Source organism: Mesorhizobium sp. M4A.F.Ca.ET.090.04.2.1 (genome assembly GCF_003999085.1).
Taxonomy (GTDB): Bacteria; Pseudomonadota; Alphaproteobacteria; order Rhizobiales; family Rhizobiaceae; genus Mesorhizobium.
Genome location: NZ_RZOT01000044.1, coordinates 1 through 17,440 on the forward strand (window position 1 = coordinate 1; position 17,440 = coordinate 17,440).

The window sequence follows — 17,440 nt, forward strand, 5'->3', positions numbered from 1 at the left end:
TCCTGGAGGATTGCTCGGCGCCGATGCGTCCCTTTTCGACAAGCGCGACCTTCATGCCGCGCCTGGCCAGATAATAGGCCGCGAACACGCCGACGATGCCGCCGCCGATCACCACCACGTCCGCGGATTGCGGCAGTTTGCCAGATGTCTCGATTTGCTGCAGCGGCGCGCGCATGGTCTCTCTACCTTGAAGCGCCAATCTAACGCGTTGCGCAGGCAGCCGCTGCCGCAGTTGAAGCCGAAGCAGAATTTTATTTCGGCAGCTCGGTCGAAATCGGAACTCGCTGCGTTTCAAAGCGGTGTCCGCTCGGATGGACAGGCCCGCGGGCTGTGGTAGTGTCAAGGTTGTTGGTACGGCAGCATTTTGTGCTGTGGGCATGCGATCTTTGGAGACGGCCATGAAACTGGATCGGATCGACATCAAGATTCTCTACGAATTGCAGAAGAACGGCCGCATCACCAATGTGGAACTGGCCGACCTCGTGCATCTGTCGCCGAGCCCTTGCCTGATGCGGGTCAAGAAACTGCAGTCGGAAGGCTACATCGAGGGCTATTCCGCGCAGGTCAACATCGGCAAGCTCGGCCAGACGCTGACCGTGTTCACCGAGATCACCTTGAAGAACCACCGCCAGGTCGACTTCGCCCGTTTCCTCGCTGTTGTCGAGAAGATCGACCAGGTGATCGAATGCCACCTCGTCTCGGGCGGCTACGATTACCTGATGAAATTCGTCACCGCCGGCATCGGCGAATACCAGACGATCATGGAGCGGCTAACCGACATGGATATCGGCATCGACAAGTACTTCTCGTTCGTGGTGCTGAAGTCGCCTATCGTCAAGGCGCACATGCCGCTGCCCAGCCTGTTCCCGATGTGAGGCCTTACGCGCGATCATCGAAATAGGAAGGTCAGCCTTTGGGACTCTCCTTCTTGCCGCGCATGGCGCGTTTGTCCCTTCGTTCGTAGAACGAATAAACCAATGGGATGAACCAAGGCTTGTCAAGGTATAGCGGCACTGCCTTCGGTGGCGGATCGAAGTCGAAAGCCGACTGAGCCCTCTCTGTCTGGCCAAGGAGCTTGAAGGCGGCCTTCTTGCCGAGCCAGCGCGCCCAAACCACACCGGAACCGCAGAACCCGGTGGCGTAGACCGTATCGCCAACCGTAAACATTCGCGGAACCATGTCGCGGTTCATCGCGACTTGGCCGAACCAGCTATGCGTTATGCCCATCTTTGCCAGTTCGGGAAAAATGCGCCCAAGCTCCGAGCGCAGATGTGTGGTGGGCGCCAGCGGATCCCCTTCCGTCGTGCCGTCGCGTCCGCCGAATAGAATGCGCGTGCCATCCGGCGACGGCCGGTAGTAATAGCTGAGCTGTCTCGTGTCGCCGTGCATCATCTTCTTCGGCATCAGCCGGTCCATCACGCTTTCGCCCAACGGCTCGGTCGCTATGATGCGGCTCCGCACCGGCACGAGGCGACGGCGCAGCCAAGGATCGAAGCCGTCCGTGTAGGCGTCGGTGCATACCAGCAGCTTTTTCGCCGACACCTCGCCGCGTGACGTTGCGACGCGCACACCACCAGCCTCTTGGCTGGTCCCCAGAACCGTTGTGTTCTCGTGAATGACGGCATCGGTTGTTCGGGCGACCCGCAATATGCCCGACAGCAGCTTGGCAGGATGAAGGCCTCCGATGTCCATCCGTACGAAGCCGCCGGCGTAGAAGTCCGTGCCGATATACCGCGATACTTCCTTGCGGGGGACCGCCGACGTCTCAATCCCGAGGAAACGGTTTAAAAACTCGGCGTGGCGGCTGAATTCATCATATTCGCGATCGTTTACCGCGCCATCGAAGAGACCCGAGAGGAAGAAGTCGCACTCCACCCTTTCGGTTTCGAGGAAGGCTGCCAGGTCCTGTCGCGCCGCCTTTCCTTCCGCCAGGATGCCATCGGCCCGAGATTGACCGAACCTGCGGATCAATTGCTTGCGGCTCGGCCTTATGCTGCCGCTCGCCATGCCGCCGTTTCGGCCTGACGCGGCCTGCCCGATGGCTTGCCGGTCGAAAAGCTGGACGCTGCATCCGGCTCTCGCCAGTTCGATGGCCGCCGACAGCCCCGCATAGCCGCCGCCGACGATGGCGACATCGCATCGGGGGACCAGCGGCACCACAGGCAAGGCAGAAAATGCGCAATCGTCCCACCAGTACGGCGTGGCCTTGAACGGACGCGAGGCGGTCGTATCCATGGTGTGCATCTGTGATCCGATCAACGCGCTCAATCGCGCGAGACCCAGAGCTTGCGGGTGGCTTCGATCACCCGCCAGACGCCCGTGAATCCAGGGTGCATCACAAAGGCGTCGCCTGCCGAAATGCGGCGCGGCTCGAACCCGTCCTCGATGAGTTCCGAAACTCCCGAAAGGATGTAGCAGACTTCGAAGGTTCCGCCTTTTATGGAGCGATAGGCGCCCGGCGTGACCTCCCATACACCGGCCCGCACTTGGCCGTCAGCGGTTTGCGCGATATCCCATGTCAGGAAACGGGGATCACCATCCACGCGCCGTTCCGGCAGCGGTTCGCCTTTCCTGGGTTCGGGGAGATTGTTCTGATCGAAAAAGGTAAGCTTGGACATGGGGCACCCTTTCAGCGCGCGGCATGCCGCTCGAAAGACAGGCGCCTTTCGATGGCATGCAGAGCAGTCAGACAGACGACGTTGATTGCAAGGTAGAAGACGGCGGTGATGACGAAGATTTCCATGATGGCGAACGTCTCGCTCATCAGCCGTTTGGCATGGCCGGTGATTTCAAGCACCGTTATGGTGGAGGCAAGGCTTGATTCCTTGACGATAACAGCGACTTCGGTGCTGTAGGAAGGCAAGGCCTGACGCAGCGCCAGGGGAAACTTGATACGGTGGAAGACCACCAACCCGGACATACCGCAGGCCTCCGCCGCCTCGATCAGTCCGCGCGGCAGCGAGAGCAGGGCAGTACGGAAGATCTCCGCCGTATAGGCACCGGTATTGAGAATGACGGCAAGGATGGCAGCGTGCAGGCTGTCGCCGATCAGCCACCACAAAACCGCGTTGTGGCGTATGAAACCTATCTGCGCGAGACCGTAGTAGATCACAAAGACCTGCACGAGCATCGGTGTGCCCCTGAAGACCGCGCAGTAGAAATCGGCGCATTTGCGAACCGTGCCGATCTGGGAAATGCGGGCTGTCGCCAGTAGTATGCCGAACGGCAACCCGATGCCGACCCCGAAAAATGCAATCAGCAGAGTCGTCTTAACGCCGACGAGCAGAAACGGAGCCGCATAGGTGACGATGCTGAAGTCCATCCTAGCCTCTACTGAATCCGCGATTGAAATGTTTTTCGACGCGGTTGAACAGAACCTGGCTCGCCACGGTCATGGCGAAAAACATCGCTGCCGCCATGCAATAGAAGAGCAGCGGGGAGCGGGTGATTCCCGCGGCGACCGCTGCGGCCCGCATCAGTTCCTGCATGCCGACGACGGATACGAGCGACGTATCCTTGATCGTCATTTGCCAAACGTTGTTGATCCCGCCCAGAGCCAGCCTGAGAGCGAGCGGCAGGGTCACGCGGGAGAAGGTGATGCGTGGCGACAACGAAAGCGATCGGGCCGCCTCCAGAAGGCCGGCGGGAACAGCCTGCAAGGCGCCTCGTATGACTTCTATCGAGTACGCGCATGAGATGGCGGAGATCGCTATAATGCCGATAAGGAATGGATAGGCGTTTTCGGCGCTATCCGCGTAGCCGAACGCCGAGGCAATTCTCTGCACCCAGTCGACGGAGCCGAAGAACAGGAGATAAATGACCAATAGTCCCGGAACGCCGCGGATGACGATGCTGTAGGCATCAACAAGCTGTGAAAGACCAGGGACCTGACGCCAACGAAGGATGGCAAGCGGTATCGCCGCCGCCAATCCTACAACCACGCCGACAAAGCCGATCAGAAGTGTGATACCGGCACCGCGCAGCAGCGCAAGGAGCCAGCCCTTCTCGACCATCAACATCCAGATATCGTGCAACATGAAACATTCCATCAGATCGTCGCGGCATTGCCGCGACGATCTGTTGCCTGTCGGATGATTACTTGTTGCACGCGATGGTGTAGTCGTCCTTGAACCAGTTTTCCGAGGCGGCCTTCACCTTGCCGCTATTGATCATGTTGCAGAGAGCGCCGTCCAGCTTGGCCTTGAGTCCGGTATTGCCCTTGCGCAGGCCAACACCCATGCCATAGCCCAGCGCTTCGTGATCGTCCGCTCCGGTAACCTTGACGTCGATGCGGGCAAAGCTAGCGCCGTCCGGTGAGCCGAGGAAATCGACCCAGGTCGGGGAATCGCCGAATGCAGCGTCAAGCCGGCCTGCCGCGAGATCGGAATTCTGCTGGGTCGTGGCGTCGTAGGTCTTCAGATCCGCAGTCGGAATATGTTTCTTTATAAACTGCGCGTATGTGGTGCCATTCACAACGCCTATGGTCTTGCCAGCCAACGCGTTCTCGATTTCCGCAAGACTCTTCAGCCCAACGGACGGAGAATCCTTCGGAACCACAAAATACTGCGGTGTGGTTGCGTAGGGGACGGAGTAGTCGATCTTCTTCTTTCTCTCGTCGGTGATGCCGAGACCCGAGATGATGACATCAAAGCGATCGCTGTCCATCGACGGAACCAAGGAACTGAAGGTCTGCACCACGAATTTGCATTTGACCTTGAGTTCGGCGCAAATGCCGTTGGCGATATCGGCGTCGAAGCCGGTAACGTTGCCGTTGGCATCGGCCATGCTGAACTGCGGCGCGTCGCCTTCTGTGCCCACGCGCAAGACACCATTCTGTGCCGATGCTGCCCCTATTGCCGCCATCATGAGTCCGGATGTGCAGATTGAGCGAAGTGCGTTCTTTATGAGCATGCTGAGTTACCCCTCTTTGCCTTCTGTTTGATGGCCGTCATCAGGCGGCGGTTGAAATAACGCTGGATAGGAACCGCTTCACCGCTTCGGATGCGGGATTTCGAAACAGTTCTTCCGGCCCGGCATCCTGCTCAACGGCACCCTTGTGCAGGAATATCATTCGGTTCGACACCTCCCGTGCGAACCTCATTTCGTGCGTGACGAGAAGAATAGTCGCCCCCTCATCGGCAAGCGTTCTGATGACCTTCAAGACTTCGCTGACCAGCTCGGGATCGAGCGCGGAGGTTGGTTCATCAAAAAGCATAAGCTTGGGCTGCATCGCCAAAACGCGCGCGATTGCCACGCGCTGTTGCTGCCCGCCCGAAAGCTGGCTCGGATATCGGTGGCCAAAGTCGGCCATGCCCACCTTGGATAGAGCGCAAAGCGCTGTTTCATCCGCCTCCCGCTTGCCCTTCTTCAGCACGTAGATCAGCGCCTCGGTTACGTTCTCAAGCACAGTTCGATGGGGCCACAGGTTGAAGCTCTGAAACACCATTCCGATGCGGCGACGGAAAACTCTGATATTGGTCGCGTTGACGATTTTCGTTTCGTGGCGTTCGTTCTGCGATGCGGAAATCGCATCGCCCATCACCTCAACCTCACCCGAACTCGGGGTCTCCAGAAAATTGATGCATCGTAGCGCGGTGCTCTTTCCCGAACCGGACGAGCCAACGAGCGAAATGACCTCGCCTTGCCGCATCAGGAAGCTCAGCCCGTTGAGAACGCGGGCCGCGCCGAACGCCTTGCGAAGTTCGTGAACTTTCAGAACGGGAGCCATGCCGAAGCACCTCCTGTCCGTGCCGTGGTGAAGGGATGTAGAGCCGATCGACGGTCCATTTCGGCGACATCTTCGCTGGTCGTCATTCTCGGCTCCCTAGGGGGCATCGCAGAAACAGACGAATTTCGGTTCGACGAAATCCGGCGACGGATGATGTCGCGACCCCTCCCGTTCAAGGCCGACTGCTTCCAGCTGCATTCCACCCTCAAGGATTACAAAGCATGACCTCAGCTTATGTCCGTCGGGGTACGCAATTCCGTCTTATTCAATTGAATTTCCGCAGAATTCCTGCCAATTCTAGGTTTGTAAGAGGAAACGCTCCGAACGCGTCGGACTCTGACCGCGACTGGGTAAACTAGTTCTTCGGATCGGCGCTCACCTCGCGCCCATTTTCGCGGCACGTTCTTGCAGAGATTCAGATCACGGGCTGCCTGCAGGCCGTTGACAGGCCTAAACGCATTATCAATCAAGAAAATGCTCGAAATCGATTGGCATGGAAAACCCAACCTTCACTCGATCCATGATAACCATTGTCTTGAACCCCTTGATGTCGTGATTTTCGTAGAAAAATCTCCGAGTAAAAGCTTCATAATCTTCCATGCTTCGGGATGTGACAATGAGAACGAAATCTGCTTCTCCCGTAACGTAGTAGCCGTTCATCACTTCCCGAGTCTGGCGGATCGATTGTTTGAAGCGGTCGACGATGTCAGCCCGTTCGCGCTCGAGCGAAACCAGCACGAGCATCGCAATGGGCCGGCCGACAGTCTTGGGTTTCACGATCGAAACGTCAGCTTCGATTGCTCCCCCTTCCCGAAGCCGTTTGAGACGACGCTGGACCGCCGTTGCCGACAGGCCGACCATTTGACCAAGCTCTTCCGTGCCGTGGCGATTGTTGGTCTGCAGAATACTAAGCAAGCGAGAGTCCAGTCGATCAAGCTTCATTCTGCCTGCCTGCGCGTTGATCTGGTGACACAATCGTGGCTGAAAAACTTGCCGTCACCCCTCAGTCTTCCGATGTAGTCAGCGGTGGCCGTACTGGCTGACGAGCTGGGGGTCGCGGACAAGGCCGTCGAGCCACGTCGGGTCGAGCTTCGGCACCGAAGAGAACAGTAGCTTGGAATAGGGGTGGGCGGGCGCCTTCACCTTGTCTGGCGTGATCTGCTCCACACGCTGCCCATTGTACATGACCATGATCTCGTCGCAGATGGCCTCGACGACCGAGAGGTCGTGGCTGATGAAGATGTAGGAGAGCCCCAGCTCGCGCTGCAGCTCCTTGAGCAGTTCGATCACGGCGGACGCCACCACCGTGTCGAGCGCCGAGGTGATTTCGTCGCAGATGATGAGCTTGGGGTCGGCCGCCAACGCGCGCGCGAAATTCACGCGCTGCTTCTGGCCGCCCGAGAGCTCCGATGGATGCCGGTAGCGCAGCGCCCTCGGCAGGCGCACCATGTCGAGCAGTTCGTCGACGCGCTTCGAGCGCGCCTGCCTGTCGAGCCGGTGATAGAAGGCGAGCGGGCGGGAGATGATGTCCTCCACAGGCTTGGCCGGATTGAGCGCGGTATCGGCGTACTGGAACACGATCTGCATCTCGCGCAGCTGGTCCTGGCTGCGTTTCCTGGCGGCGCGTTGCAGGTCCTTGCCATCGAAGACGATGTCGCCGGCAGCGGCCGGATGGATGCCGGCGATGACGCGCGCCAGCGTCGATTTTCCGCAGCCGGATTCGCCGATAACGCCGAGATTGCGCCCCTTTTCGACGACCAGGCTGACGGAATCGACCGCGCGGATAAGTGGCAGTCCGTCAGCCCGCATCGCGCCATAGCCGGCCGTCACATTGTCTATACGCAGCAGCTGCTTCGTCCCGGCATCTGCGTCGGCTTGCCCTTGCCGCGGCTTCGGTTCGAAGGCGGCTAGCAGTTCGCGCGTATAGGGGTGCCGGGCAGCTGAAAGGATTGCCGCTGTGGTGCCTGTCTCCTGCACCTCGCCGCCCTTCAGCACCACGATGCGGTCGGCGATCTGGGCGACGACCGCGAGATCGTGGGAAACATAGACACCTGCGATCCCGCCCGCCCGCATGACCGACTTGAATGCCTTCAGCACGTCGATCTGCGTCGTCACGTCGAGTGCCGTCGTCGGCTCGTCGAAGATCACCAGCTTGGGATCGCTGATGAGCGCCATGGCCGCCGACAGCCGCTGCAATTGACCGCCCGAAACCTGGTGCGGATAACGGGCGCCGATCCCTTCGGGGTCCGGCAGCGACAAGGCCCTGAACAGCTCGACGGCGCGTCGGCGGGCCTGTTCGGGCGGCATCAGCTTGTGGATGCGCGTGACCTCGATGACCTGCTCCATGATGGTGGAGGAGGGGTTGAAGGAGGCGGCGGCACTTTGCGGGACATAGGCAATGTCGGTGCCGCGCAGCCTGGCGCGTTCCTTTTCGGAAAGGGCGGCCATGTTCTTGCCGTTGACGTTGATCTCGCCGCCGGTGATCCGGCAGCCGGGCCGCGCATAGCCCATCAGCGAGAGCGCCACCGTAGTCTTGCCGGAGCCGCTTTCGCCGATCAGGGCGACGATCTCGCCGTCGGCGATGTCGAGGCTGACGCCCTTGATGATCTCGACAAGCCGTCCGGTGTCGGTCGTCGCCTCGATCCTCAGGTTCCTGACCTCGACGAGATTGCTCATGCGTCCCGGTCCCTGATCTTCTGCGGCAGGTTGTCGATCAGCAGGTTGACGCTGATGGTGAGGCTGGCGATCGCCAGCGAAGGCACGATGACGGCGGGGGCCGCGAAGGGCAGGCCGCCGATGTTTTCGCGCACCAGCGCGCCCCAGTCGGCGAGCGGCGGCTGCAGGCCGAGCCCAAGGAAGGACAGGCCGGAGAGCAGCAGAACGATGAAGACGAAGCGCAAGCCGAAGTCGGCGAGCACCGGGCGGATGATGTTGGGCAGGATCTCGGAGCCGACGAGATAGAGGGTGCTCTCGCCGCGGACACGGGCGACAGTCATGAAGTCCATGGTGTTGATGTTGACGGCGAGCGCGCGCGCGAAGCGATAGGAGCCGGGGATATAGATGACGGCGAGCGTCAGGATCAGCACCGGGATCGACGAGCCGACGGCAGCGACGACGACAAGACCGAACAGCTTGCTGGGGATGGAGTTCATGGCGTCCAGGAAGCGGCTGAGGCAGGTGTCGAGCCAGCCGCCGGTGACCGCCGCTATCATGCCCAGCACGACACCGGAAAAGCAGGCGATGGAGACGGCGGCGAGCGATATGCCGACGGTGTAGCGCGCGCCCATCAGAACTCGCGAGAGCATGTCGCGTCCCAGATAGTCCGAGCCGAGCCACAGCCCCTGACGCATCGGCCCGAAATAGTCGTCGTCGACGATGTCGCCGATGGGATGGGGAATGATGTAAGGCGCGAAGATCGCGACCAGTGTCCACGCCAGGATGACCAGCGAGGCCACGACGCCGACGAGGTTGTAGCTGTGGCCCAGGAAGGACCGCCGGGAGGCTGCCGCGCGCGCCATCGTCATCTCAGCCTCGGGTTGGACATTATGGCGACGATGTCGGCGGTCGTGATGAGAAGAAGGTAGCCGAGGCAGAAGATCATCGCGCAGCTCTGGATCAGCGGCAGATCGCGGGTCGCGACCGCATCGACCATCAGCTTGGCGATGCCGGGATAGTTGAAGATCGTCTCCACGATGATGACGCCGCCGACCAGATAGGACAAAGACAGCGCGATCGCGTTGACGATCGGCCCGAGCGCATTGGGCAGCGCGTGTCTCAGCACCATGCGGCTGCGCGAGGCGCCTTTGAGGAGAGCCATCTCGACATAAGGCGTGGACAGCGTTTCGATTACCGCGGCGCGCGTCATGCGGATCATCTGGGCGGAGATGACGAAGGTGAGCGTGATCACCGGCATTGCATAGATGCGCACGAGATCGGTCAGCGAATGCGCCTCGTTGACCGACGACAGCGCCGGCAGCCATCTGAGATAAACGGCGAAGAGCAAGACCGCCAGCGTCGCGACCATGAACTCCGGCACGGAGATGACGCCGATCGAAAGCACGGTGACGGTGCGGTCGTAGACGGAGCCGCGCAACATCGCGGCGGTGATGCCGAGCGTCAGCGCCAGCGGCACCGAGAGCAGCGCGGTGATGCCGGCGAGCTTCATGGTGTTGACCAGGCGCCCGCCGATCAGAGCCGCAACCGGCATCTCGTTGGCATAGGAGGTGCCGAGGTCGCCGTGGAGCAGGCCGACAAGCCAGCGCAGGAAGCGCAGGATCGCCGGGTCGTTGAGATGCATGGCCTCGCGCAGGCCGGCGACCGCCTCGGGAGTCGCCGCCTGGCCGAGCAGGATCGACGCGGTGTCGCCAGGCAGCATGCTGGTGGCGAAGAACACGGCGAACAGCACGATCAATAGCGTGATGGCCGCGATCCCTAGCCGCTTCAGCACGAGGTTGAGAACCCCAGACGTCATTGAAAGCGCTCCCTGCGGTGCGTTCGGCCAACCATCTTGCGCAATGCAGTGCCGGGGGACCGGCTGACCGGCCCCCGGCAGTCGCCTCTCAGGCTTCGAGCCAGAGATATTCCGCCATTGCGTAGCCCATCATGCCACCGAGCGGGTTCGCCTCCAAACCCTTCACCTTGCTGGAGAGGGCATCGACGTTGGAGATATAGGCCGGGATGATGGTGCCGGCCTCCTCGGAGACCATGACCTGCATCTGGTTGTAGATTTCCTTGCGCTTGGCCTGGTCGAGCGAGCCGCGCGCCTCGACGAGCAGCTTGTCGAACTTCTCGGACTTGTACTGGCTCTCGTTCCAGGGAGCGCTGGAAGCGTAGAGGAGCGAGAACAGGATATCCGGCGTCGGGCGCGGATTGATGTTGCCGAAATGGACCGGCGCCTTGAGCCAGTAATTGTCCCAGTAGCCGTCGGACGGGACGCGCTGGACGTCGAGCTTCATGCCGATATCCGCTCCGGCGGCCTGGATGATCACCGCCATGTCGATCGACGAGGTCGCGGCGTCGGACGCGATCACCGGGATGGACTGGCCGAGCAGGCCTGACTTCTGGAAGTGGAACTTCGCCTTGTCCGGGTCGAATGCCTTCGGCTTGAGGTCGGCGTTGTGGAAGATGTTCGCCGGCGAGACAGGTTGATCATTGCCGACCTCACCAAGGCCGCGCAATGCCGATTTGACGATCTGCTCGCGGTTGACGAGGTACTTCATGCCGGCCACGAAGTCGGCCTTGCTGCCCGGATCCATGTCGAGCCGGATGTTGAGGTCCGTGTAGTTGCCCGCGGTCGTCTTCGACAGTTCGAAGCCCTGCTGGCTCTCCAGGAGCTTCATTGAGCGCGGATTGATCGCTGCGGCAAAATTGATGTCGCCGGAAAGCAGGGCGTTGACGCGGGCGCTGTCGTCGGTGATGGCGATGAACTCGAACGAGTCCAGATAGGGCTTGCCCGATTTCCAGTAGTTCTTGTTCTTGGTGACGACCGAACGCACGCCGGGTTCGAACGTCTGCAGCACGAAAGCGCCGGTGCCATTGCCCTTGGAGAAGTCGGTGGTGCCGTCCGCCACGATCATGAAATGGTGCAGCGCCAGGATGGTCGGCAGGTCGGCATTCGGGTCGGCGAGCGTGATTTCGACGGTCGACTTGTCGACCGCCTTGAAGCCGGTCATCTGCGCGGCGATCTTGGCCACCTTGGAGCCGACCGCTTTGTCGAGATGGCGCTTCAGCGAGTAGACGACGTCGTCGGCCGTGAGGTCCTTGCCGTCGTGGAAGGTGACACCCTTGCGCAGCTTCACGGTCCAGGTCTTGGCGTCCTTGCTGTCGAAGCTCTCGGCCAGCTCCATCTGCGTGACGCCATCCTTGTCGAGGAAAGTCAGGCGGTTGTAGAGCGAGCAGCAGCGGACATAGTCGGTGGAGAGCGACGCCTTTGCCGGATCGAGCGTGTCGGCGGTCGAGGACGACCAGCCGGCCGCCTTGAAGCTTCCGCCGGAAACCGGCTCGGCGGCGACGGCCTGGCTGGCGCGGCCGAGCACCAGGCTGCCCGCGGCGACCGCGGCGCCACCGGCCAACAGCATCTTGAGGAGTTCGCGGCGGCTCGCGCCCCGCCGGATGGCGTTCTCGACCATGGCGTCGTCTGCGCTGGTCCAGTTCGTGATCTTGTCGGTCATGTCATTCCCCTTTCTGTTTGTTTGGTCGGCATGCTCGTCTTGCTGCGGCTGTCCGGGCTTGGGTTCAGGCTCGTTCCTTCAGGCTTTCCCGAACGGCCGCCGCAAGGGAGGCCATCGAGGTGAAGTGGTAGTCCGGCACGGTGAAGCGCTCGGGCTCGATCGTGCCGCCATAGCCCCTCTGGGCATGCCGGCGTTCGATCCAGCAATTGGTCAGGCCAAGTGCCCGGGATATGCCGATGTCGTGATGCTGGCTTTGCGCGACGTGCAGGATGTCGTCCTTGCTGTCGCCCCTTGAGGCGACGAAATCGAAGACCTTCTGGAAGAACGCCGGATCCGGTTTCTCCGTTCCGGTATCGTCGGCGGTGAAGGTGGCGAAGAAGGGCGATCCGAGCTGCTTCTCGAAATGGTCGAGGGCCCAGCGTCGGGCATTGGTCATGGCAATCAGCTTGTGCGATTTCGCGAGGTCCGCCAGCGCCGCCGCGCTGTCGGGGAAACCTTTCCAGACGCAGGCGGAATCGCGCAGGCGGACGCCGAATTTCTCGTCTGCCGGCAGGCCGAGCTGCGGCGCGATGACCATGTACACACGCACCAGATCGTCGGGAAACAGGCCGGCATCGGGCATGTAGCGGGCCTGCCGGTAAAGGGCCAGCGCGGCTTCGCCATCGATGGAGACGCCAGTCTCGGCGGCAATCCCGGCCAGGCAAGTCGTGATGCCGCCTTCGAAGTCGATCAGCGTGCCGACGACATCGAAGGTCATGTACTTGAATTCGCTGAAAGCCCTGGCCAAGAAACTAGCTCTCCTCTGCGCGATAGCGGATTGCATGGTGCTGAACAGAACAAAATTCGGTGCTGTCCGGGGCGTTGGCCTTTTTCGAAAGCCCATAAATCCGCGCTTTCTGGCCTTGTCTTATAGGCAGTCTGGCACTTCCCCCGCGCTGGATTCGCCGAAAAGGCGTGAGGGGGCGGCACAAAATTGCGAAATCGTCTGCCCCGGCGATATTTCGAGATACGAAAAATTCGTCGCCCGTCATGCCAGGGCCTGACGGACGTCGGGATCGTCCAGCGTCTGGTCGAGCGTGAGGCGCGTGCGCTCGATGATAGCGTCGACGTCGCCGTCGGTGCAGCAGAGCGGCGGCGCATAGCCGAGGACACCGTTGGCAAAGGCGCGGATGATGAGACCGTTGTCCCACGCCCGGTCGAAGACGCGCCGCGCCGGTATGGCCGACGCCGGAAGCGGTGTTTTCTTCGTCTTGTCGACCACCAGCTCGATCGCGGCCAGCATGCCGCGACCGCGCACATCACCGACGAGCGGGTGGTCGCGCAGGCTTGCCAATCCTATCATCAGGCGGGCACCGGCCTTGATGCCGTTCTCCAGAAGGCCGTCTTCATAGAGCTTCAACACCTCGAGCGCGACGGCGGCGCTGACGGGATGGGCCGAATAGGTGTAGCCGTGGCCGACCGCAGCGGCGCCCGCGCCATCGGCGATGACGTCGTAGACATGATCGGCCATGAAGACGGCGCCCATCGGAACATAGCCTGAGGTCAGGCCCTTCGCGGTCGTTATGAAATCGGGAACGATGTCCTCGTCCGTGCAAGCGAACAGGGGTCCCGTGCGGCCGAAGCCGGTGATCACCTCGTCGGCGATGAACAGGATGCCGTACTGCCGGCAGAGCTCGCGTATCGCCTTGATCCAGCCCTTCGGTGGGACGATGACGCCGCCCGAGCCCTGGATCGGCTCGGCATAGAAGGCGGCAACCCGCTCCGGTCCGATCTCCTCGATCTTGGCCTTCAGCGCGGCGAGCGATGCCGCGGTGATCGCGTTGCCGTCCTCGCCTACCGGGTTGCGATAAGGGTAGGGCGAGGGGATCTTGTGCTGCCATTCAAAGGGAATGCCGAAACCGGCGTGAAAGGCGGGCAGCGCGGTCAGGCCAGCGCCGACCACCGATGAGCCGTGATAGCCGTGCTCGATGGAAATGAACTGGTCGCGTTTCGGCTCGCCCCTGGCATTCCAGTAGTAGCGGACGAAGCGGATGGTGCTGTCGACCGCGTCCGAGCCGCCGAGGGTGAAGAAGACGTGATTGAGATTCCCCGGAGCGCGCTCGGCGAGTTCCGAGGCGAGGCGAATGGCCGGCTCCGAGCCGAGGTCGAAATAGGCGGTGGCATAGGGCAGCTCGCGCATCTGCCGGGCCGCCGCCTCGACGATGCTGTCGTGGCCGTAGCCGGCATTGACGCACCACAAGCCGGCGAAGCCGTCAATCAACTGCCGGCCGGATGCTTCGGTCACGGTGGCGCCCTTGGCCGATTTCAGGACACGCACGCCGAGCGCCTCATGGCCGCGGTATGAGGAGACCGGATGGACGAGATGGGCGCGGTCGAGTTCAATCAGGGAATTGGCGAGCATTGTTGTCCTCCTAGCCGAGCGCCTGGTTGGCGAGGGCGTAAACTTTTGGCCTGGCCGGTTCCGACCTCGGCTTGGGCGGACGGTCCATGGCCACGCCGCCGCCGACATGGACGAGACCGATTTCCTCGAGCCAGCCATCGATGCCGGTCCGGCTGTCGGTATCCACGCGCAGGAAGGCGCCGGAGCGCGGCGCGGCGAAAAAGCTGATGAGGGCCCTGGCGTCACCGGCGCTTCCCGCGATGACCGGACCGATCACTTCGCCGCGTCCGAAAGGACGGATCGCCGCATAGGCCTCGATGGCGCCGTTATGGCGGATGATTGCGAAGTGGCCGCGCTCGGCCAGCGCATTGATCAGGGCTTCCCGGTCGGCGCCATAAGCGTCGCGATCGAGCGCTTTGATTTCCGGCAGATCGCCAATGCTTGCGGCTTCAACGCCGTCGGGCGCGTCAAGCTCCGTCACTTTCCCCTGATGCTGCAGGATCGCACCGGAGCGCACGAAGCCGAGCTTTTCATAGAGCGGCTCGCCATCCGCCGTCGCGACGAGCCGTAGCGGACGGTCGCCGGCAAGGGTGATCGCCTGATCCATGAGTCGGCGCCCGAGCCCCTGGCCCCGCACATTCCTGTCGACGATCACCATGTTGATCATGGCGCAATCATTGCCATAGGGCGTTACCAGGATGGTGCCGGTGACACGGCCCTGGTCGTCGAGCGCGACAGCGCCGCTCGAGAGCTGCAGCGCCATCTGCCAGTCCTGCGCGCGATGCGGCCAATTCTCCTGGCGAGAAAGCGCTACCGCACCCTCTATATGGTCCGGCCCGAAGGCCTGGAGTTCGATCTCGCCCTGCTGCATGAGGCATCCTTCCGTCTGCTGATCAAGTCTCGGCCATCGGCGCGCCGCAGATCGTCTGAAGGCTTTGGCCTGGACAGTATCTTTCGCCGTAGCGCGAGGCATGCGCCGCATCTTGTGCTGGCGCGCCCGCCGCGGCGGACGCGCTTCACGTCTCGCGCGACGACGTAATCGCCACACCAGATGTGCCAAACCGGATGGCGGATACGGAACTTTCTGCTTTCGGGACGCCGATTTCGGTCAGGTCGGCCGCCTTCTGCCGTCCTATGATGAATTCATCCGAACGCGGATGTGCTTCCACCGGAGATCGACGGACATGGCTTCCTTCAGGCCCAAATACATCACCTTCGACTGCTACGGCACGTTGACCAATTTCCAGATGGCGGAAGCCGCACGCGACCTCTACGGCAGCCGGCTCGACGAGCCGCGCATGCAGGAGTTCATCAAGAATTTCGCGGCGTACCGGCTGGACGAGATCCTGGGCGACTGGAAGCCTTATGCCGACGTGATCCACAATGCGCTCGAGCGCACCTGCAAGCGCAACGGCGTTGCCTTCAGCCCGGACGACGCCAGGATGGTCTATAAGCGCGTGCCGACCTGGGGGCCGCATGCCGACGTTCCGGCCGGCCTGGCGAAAGTCGCCAAGGAAATTCCGCTGGTCATCCTGTCCAACGCCATGAACGCGCAGATCATGTCCAATGTCGAGAAGCTCGGCGCGCCATTCCATGCCGTCTACACGGCCGAGCAGGCACAGGCCTACAAGCCGCGCTTCAAGGCCTTCGAATATATGTTCGACAGGCTGGGCTGCGGTCCGCAAGACATCCTTCACTGCTCGTCGTCATTCCGCTACGACCTGATGTCGGCGCACGACCTCGGCATCAAGAACAAGGTCTGGGTAAACCGCGGCCACGAACCGGCCAACCCGCACTACGGCTATGTCGAGATATCAGACATTTCGGGTCTTCCAGGCGTGGTCGGTCTCTGAAACAGGGCGGATTGCCGATGAGGTTCGTCTCCTACTGGCACGACACGGCTCCCGACTTTTCCGGCGCGGCGCAAGGCCCGGTCGAGGGTCACTACGATGCCGCCATCATCGGCGGCGGCTTCACCGGTCTCGCCGCCGCCCGCCAACTGGCGAAGGCCGGCGCGAAGGTGGCGGTGCTGGAGGCGGAGCGGGTGGGCTGTGGCGCATCCGGGCGCAATGGCGGGCACCTGAACAATGGCCTCGCCCATAGCTTCCTCTCGGCCAAGGCGGAACTCGGCAAGGAACGCGCAATCGCGCTGTACCGAGCGCTCGACGACTCCGTCGATACCATCGAGGCGCTGGTCGCCGAGGAAAGCATCGACTGCAACTTCCGCCGCGCGGGCAAGCTGAAGCTCGCCTCCAAGCCGCAGCATTTCGAAGCGATCGCCCGCAACTTCGAGGCCGTCCATGCCGAGGTGGATCCGGACACGGCGCTGCTGTCGGCGGCGGATCTCAAGTCCGAGATCGGTTCGCCCTTCCATGGCGCGATGCTGTCGAAGAAGAGCGCCATGATGCATATGGGCCGCTATGTGGCAGGCTTGGCCACGGCCGCCACGTGCCACGGTGCCGTGATCCACGAGAACGCGGCAGTGACCGACCGCAAGCAGGCCGGTAGCAGGCATGAATTGACCACTTCGCGCGGCAAGATCAGCGCCGACAACGTGCTGGTGGCGCCCGGCGCCTACACCACGCCGAATTTCAATTATTTCCGCCGCCGGATCATCTCCGTCGGCAGCTTCATCATCGCCACGCGGCCGTTAAGCGATGCCGAGATCGCCGCGACCATGCCCGGCAACCGGACATGCGTGACCTCGATGAACATTGGCAACTACTTCCGGCTTTCACCGGACCGACGCCTCATCTTCGGCGGCCGCGCGCGCTTCTCGGCGACATCGGACCAGCGCTCCGACGCCAGGAGCGGACAGATCTTGCAGGCTGGCCTTGCAGCAATCTTCCCGCAGCTCGCCAAGGTCGAGATCGACTACTGCTGGGGCGGGCTGGTCGACATGACCAAGGACCGTTTTCCGCGGGCTGGTTACCATGACGGCGTCTGGTACGCGATGGGCTATTCCGGCCACGGCGCGCAGCTTTCCACCCATCTCGGTATGATCCTGGCCGATGCCATGCTCGGCCGCGAGGACCGCAATCCGCTGAAAGGGCTCGAGTGGCCTTCGATTCCCGGCTATTCCGGCAAGCCCTGGTTCCTGCCGATGGTCGGTCTCTACTACAAGGCGCTTGACCGGATACAATGAGGGAGTAGGGGAGTAGG

General features: G+C 61.9%; 18 protein-coding genes. 3 read left to right on the forward strand and 15 right to left on the reverse strand.

The genetic code is table 11. From position 1 onward, the window contains the following. A partial coding sequence (locus tag EN781_RS05530) for an FAD-dependent oxidoreductase (protein ID WP_127399842.1) occupies positions 1 to 175 on the reverse strand: 175 nt, incomplete at its 3' end. Between the two features lie 223 nt (positions 176 to 398). On the opposite strand from EN781_RS05530, the gene EN781_RS05535 reads away from it, so the two are divergent. Continuing rightward, positions 399 to 875 carry an Lrp/AsnC family transcriptional regulator gene (locus tag EN781_RS05535; RefSeq protein WP_126058824.1) on the forward strand — a complete coding sequence of 159 codons (477 nt, stop codon included), beginning with the start codon at positions 399 to 401 and terminating at the stop codon, positions 873 to 875. 31 nt (positions 876 to 906) lie between these two features. Here EN781_RS05535 and EN781_RS05540 read toward each other — a convergent pair whose 3' ends face one another. The 14 genes from EN781_RS05540 to EN781_RS05605 all read right to left on the reverse strand — a co-directional run bounded on the left by EN781_RS05540 (position 907) and on the right by EN781_RS05605 (position 15,149). After that, positions 907 to 2,235, reverse strand: a complete 1,329-nt coding sequence (locus tag EN781_RS05540) for an FAD-binding oxidoreductase (RefSeq protein ID WP_127399843.1) — start codon at positions 2,233 to 2,235, stop codon at positions 907 to 909. Between the two features lie 29 nt (positions 2,236 to 2,264). Then, positions 2,265 to 2,618: a cupin domain-containing protein gene (locus EN781_RS05545; RefSeq protein ID WP_126058825.1), complete on the reverse strand. Its 354-nt coding sequence runs from the start codon at positions 2,616 to 2,618 to the stop codon at positions 2,265 to 2,267. A gap of 11 nt (positions 2,619 to 2,629) precedes the next feature. Next, entirely contained in the window at positions 2,630 to 3,322 is a 693-nt protein-coding gene (locus EN781_RS05550; protein WP_126058826.1) for an ABC transporter permease subunit, read from the reverse strand. A gap of 1 nt (position 3,323) precedes the next feature. Further along, positions 3,324 to 4,037: an ABC transporter permease subunit gene (locus EN781_RS05555; protein WP_126058827.1), complete on the reverse strand. Its 714-nt coding sequence runs from the start codon at positions 4,035 to 4,037 to the stop codon at positions 3,324 to 3,326. A gap of 58 nt (positions 4,038 to 4,095) precedes the next feature. Further along, a complete protein-coding gene (locus EN781_RS05560; RefSeq protein WP_126058828.1) occupies positions 4,096 to 4,911 on the reverse strand; it encodes a transporter substrate-binding domain-containing protein in 816 nt (271 codons plus the stop codon). A 40-nt stretch (positions 4,912 to 4,951) separates the two neighbouring features. Then, positions 4,952 to 5,728 carry an amino acid ABC transporter ATP-binding protein gene (locus EN781_RS05565; RefSeq protein ID WP_126058829.1) on the reverse strand — a complete coding sequence of 259 codons (777 nt, stop codon included), beginning with the start codon at positions 5,726 to 5,728 and terminating at the stop codon, positions 4,952 to 4,954. A 462-nt stretch (positions 5,729 to 6,190) separates the two neighbouring features. After that, positions 6,191 to 6,670, reverse strand: coding sequence for an Lrp/AsnC family transcriptional regulator (locus EN781_RS05570; RefSeq protein WP_126058830.1), 480 nt, complete (start codon positions 6,668 to 6,670; stop codon positions 6,191 to 6,193). Positions 6,671 to 6,748: 78 nt separating this feature from the next. Then, positions 6,749 to 8,404 carry an ABC transporter ATP-binding protein gene (locus tag EN781_RS05575; protein WP_126058831.1) on the reverse strand — a complete coding sequence of 552 codons (1,656 nt, stop codon included), beginning with the start codon at positions 8,402 to 8,404 and terminating at the stop codon, positions 6,749 to 6,751. Beyond that, a complete protein-coding gene (locus tag EN781_RS05580; RefSeq protein WP_126058832.1) occupies positions 8,401 to 9,252 on the reverse strand; it encodes an ABC transporter permease in 852 nt (283 codons plus the stop codon). The genes EN781_RS05575 and EN781_RS05580 overlap by 4 nt, the downstream gene beginning before the upstream one ends. Beyond that, positions 9,249 to 10,199, reverse strand: a complete 951-nt coding sequence (locus EN781_RS05585) for an ABC transporter permease (RefSeq protein ID WP_126058833.1) — start codon at positions 10,197 to 10,199, stop codon at positions 9,249 to 9,251. Before EN781_RS05585 ends, EN781_RS05580 begins: the two co-directional genes overlap by 4 nt. A gap of 88 nt (positions 10,200 to 10,287) precedes the next feature. Then, positions 10,288 to 11,898 carry an ABC transporter substrate-binding protein gene (locus EN781_RS05590; protein ID WP_126058834.1) on the reverse strand — a complete coding sequence of 537 codons (1,611 nt, stop codon included), beginning with the start codon at positions 11,896 to 11,898 and terminating at the stop codon, positions 10,288 to 10,290. Positions 11,899 to 11,962: 64 nt separating this feature from the next. Beyond that, on the reverse strand, positions 11,963 to 12,685 hold the full coding sequence (locus EN781_RS05595; RefSeq protein WP_126058835.1) for an HAD-IA family hydrolase: 723 nt from the start codon (positions 12,683 to 12,685) through the stop codon (positions 11,963 to 11,965). A gap of 240 nt (positions 12,686 to 12,925) precedes the next feature. Then, positions 12,926 to 14,299, reverse strand: coding sequence for an aspartate aminotransferase family protein (locus EN781_RS05600; RefSeq protein ID WP_126058836.1), 1,374 nt, complete (start codon positions 14,297 to 14,299; stop codon positions 12,926 to 12,928). A gap of 10 nt (positions 14,300 to 14,309) precedes the next feature. After that, on the reverse strand, positions 14,310 to 15,149 hold the full coding sequence (locus EN781_RS05605; RefSeq protein WP_126058837.1) for a GNAT family N-acetyltransferase: 840 nt from the start codon (positions 15,147 to 15,149) through the stop codon (positions 14,310 to 14,312). 313 nt (positions 15,150 to 15,462) lie between these two features. Here EN781_RS05605 and EN781_RS05615 point away from each other — a divergent pair, with 313 nt between their 5' ends. After that, positions 15,463 to 16,131: a haloacid dehalogenase type II gene (locus tag EN781_RS05615; RefSeq protein ID WP_126058838.1), complete on the forward strand. Its 669-nt coding sequence runs from the start codon at positions 15,463 to 15,465 to the stop codon at positions 16,129 to 16,131. Between the two features lie 17 nt (positions 16,132 to 16,148). Beyond that, on the forward strand, positions 16,149 to 17,423 hold the full coding sequence (locus EN781_RS05620; RefSeq protein ID WP_127399844.1) for an FAD-binding oxidoreductase: 1,275 nt from the start codon (positions 16,149 to 16,151) through the stop codon (positions 17,421 to 17,423). The last annotated feature ends 17 nt before the right edge of the window (positions 17,424 to 17,440 follow it).

Bases quoted from the DNA above. Each gene is read 5' to 3' on its own strand.
- EN781_RS05580 (WP_126058832.1), bottom strand. From the start codon at position 9,252: ATGACGATGGCGCGCGCGGCAGCCTCCCGGCGGTCCTTCCTGGGCCAC.
- EN781_RS05550 (WP_126058826.1), bottom strand. From the start codon at position 3,322: ATGGACTTCAGCATCGTCACCTATGCGGCTCCGTTTCTGCTCGTCGGC.
- EN781_RS05605 (WP_126058837.1), bottom strand. From the start codon at position 15,149: ATGCAGCAGGGCGAGATCGAACTCCAGGCCTTCGGGCCGGACCATATA.
- EN781_RS05575 (WP_126058831.1), bottom strand. From the start codon at position 8,404: ATGAGCAATCTCGTCGAGGTCAGGAACCTGAGGATCGAGGCGACGACC.
- EN781_RS05535 (WP_126058824.1), top strand. From the start codon at position 399: ATGAAACTGGATCGGATCGACATCAAGATTCTCTACGAATTGCAGAAG.
- EN781_RS05565 (WP_126058829.1), bottom strand. From the start codon at position 5,728: ATGGCTCCCGTTCTGAAAGTTCACGAACTTCGCAAGGCGTTCGGCGCG.
- EN781_RS05540 (WP_127399843.1), bottom strand. From the start codon at position 2,235: ATGGATACGACCGCCTCGCGTCCGTTCAAGGCCACGCCGTACTGGTGG.
- EN781_RS05555 (WP_126058827.1), bottom strand. From the start codon at position 4,037: ATGTTGCACGATATCTGGATGTTGATGGTCGAGAAGGGCTGGCTCCTT.
- EN781_RS05615 (WP_126058838.1), top strand. From the start codon at position 15,463: ATGGCTTCCTTCAGGCCCAAATACATCACCTTCGACTGCTACGGCACG.
- EN781_RS05590 (WP_126058834.1), bottom strand. From the start codon at position 11,898: ATGACCGACAAGATCACGAACTGGACCAGCGCAGACGACGCCATGGTC.
- EN781_RS05585 (WP_126058833.1), bottom strand. From the start codon at position 10,199: ATGACGTCTGGGGTTCTCAACCTCGTGCTGAAGCGGCTAGGGATCGCG.
- EN781_RS05570 (WP_126058830.1), bottom strand. From the start codon at position 6,670: ATGAAGCTTGATCGACTGGACTCTCGCTTGCTTAGTATTCTGCAGACC.
- EN781_RS05560 (WP_126058828.1), bottom strand. From the start codon at position 4,911: ATGCTCATAAAGAACGCACTTCGCTCAATCTGCACATCCGGACTCATG.
- EN781_RS05620 (WP_127399844.1), top strand. From the start codon at position 16,149: ATGAGGTTCGTCTCCTACTGGCACGACACGGCTCCCGACTTTTCCGGC.
- EN781_RS05600 (WP_126058836.1), bottom strand. From the start codon at position 14,299: ATGCTCGCCAATTCCCTGATTGAACTCGACCGCGCCCATCTCGTCCAT.
- EN781_RS05545 (WP_126058825.1), bottom strand. From the start codon at position 2,618: ATGTCCAAGCTTACCTTTTTCGATCAGAACAATCTCCCCGAACCCAGG.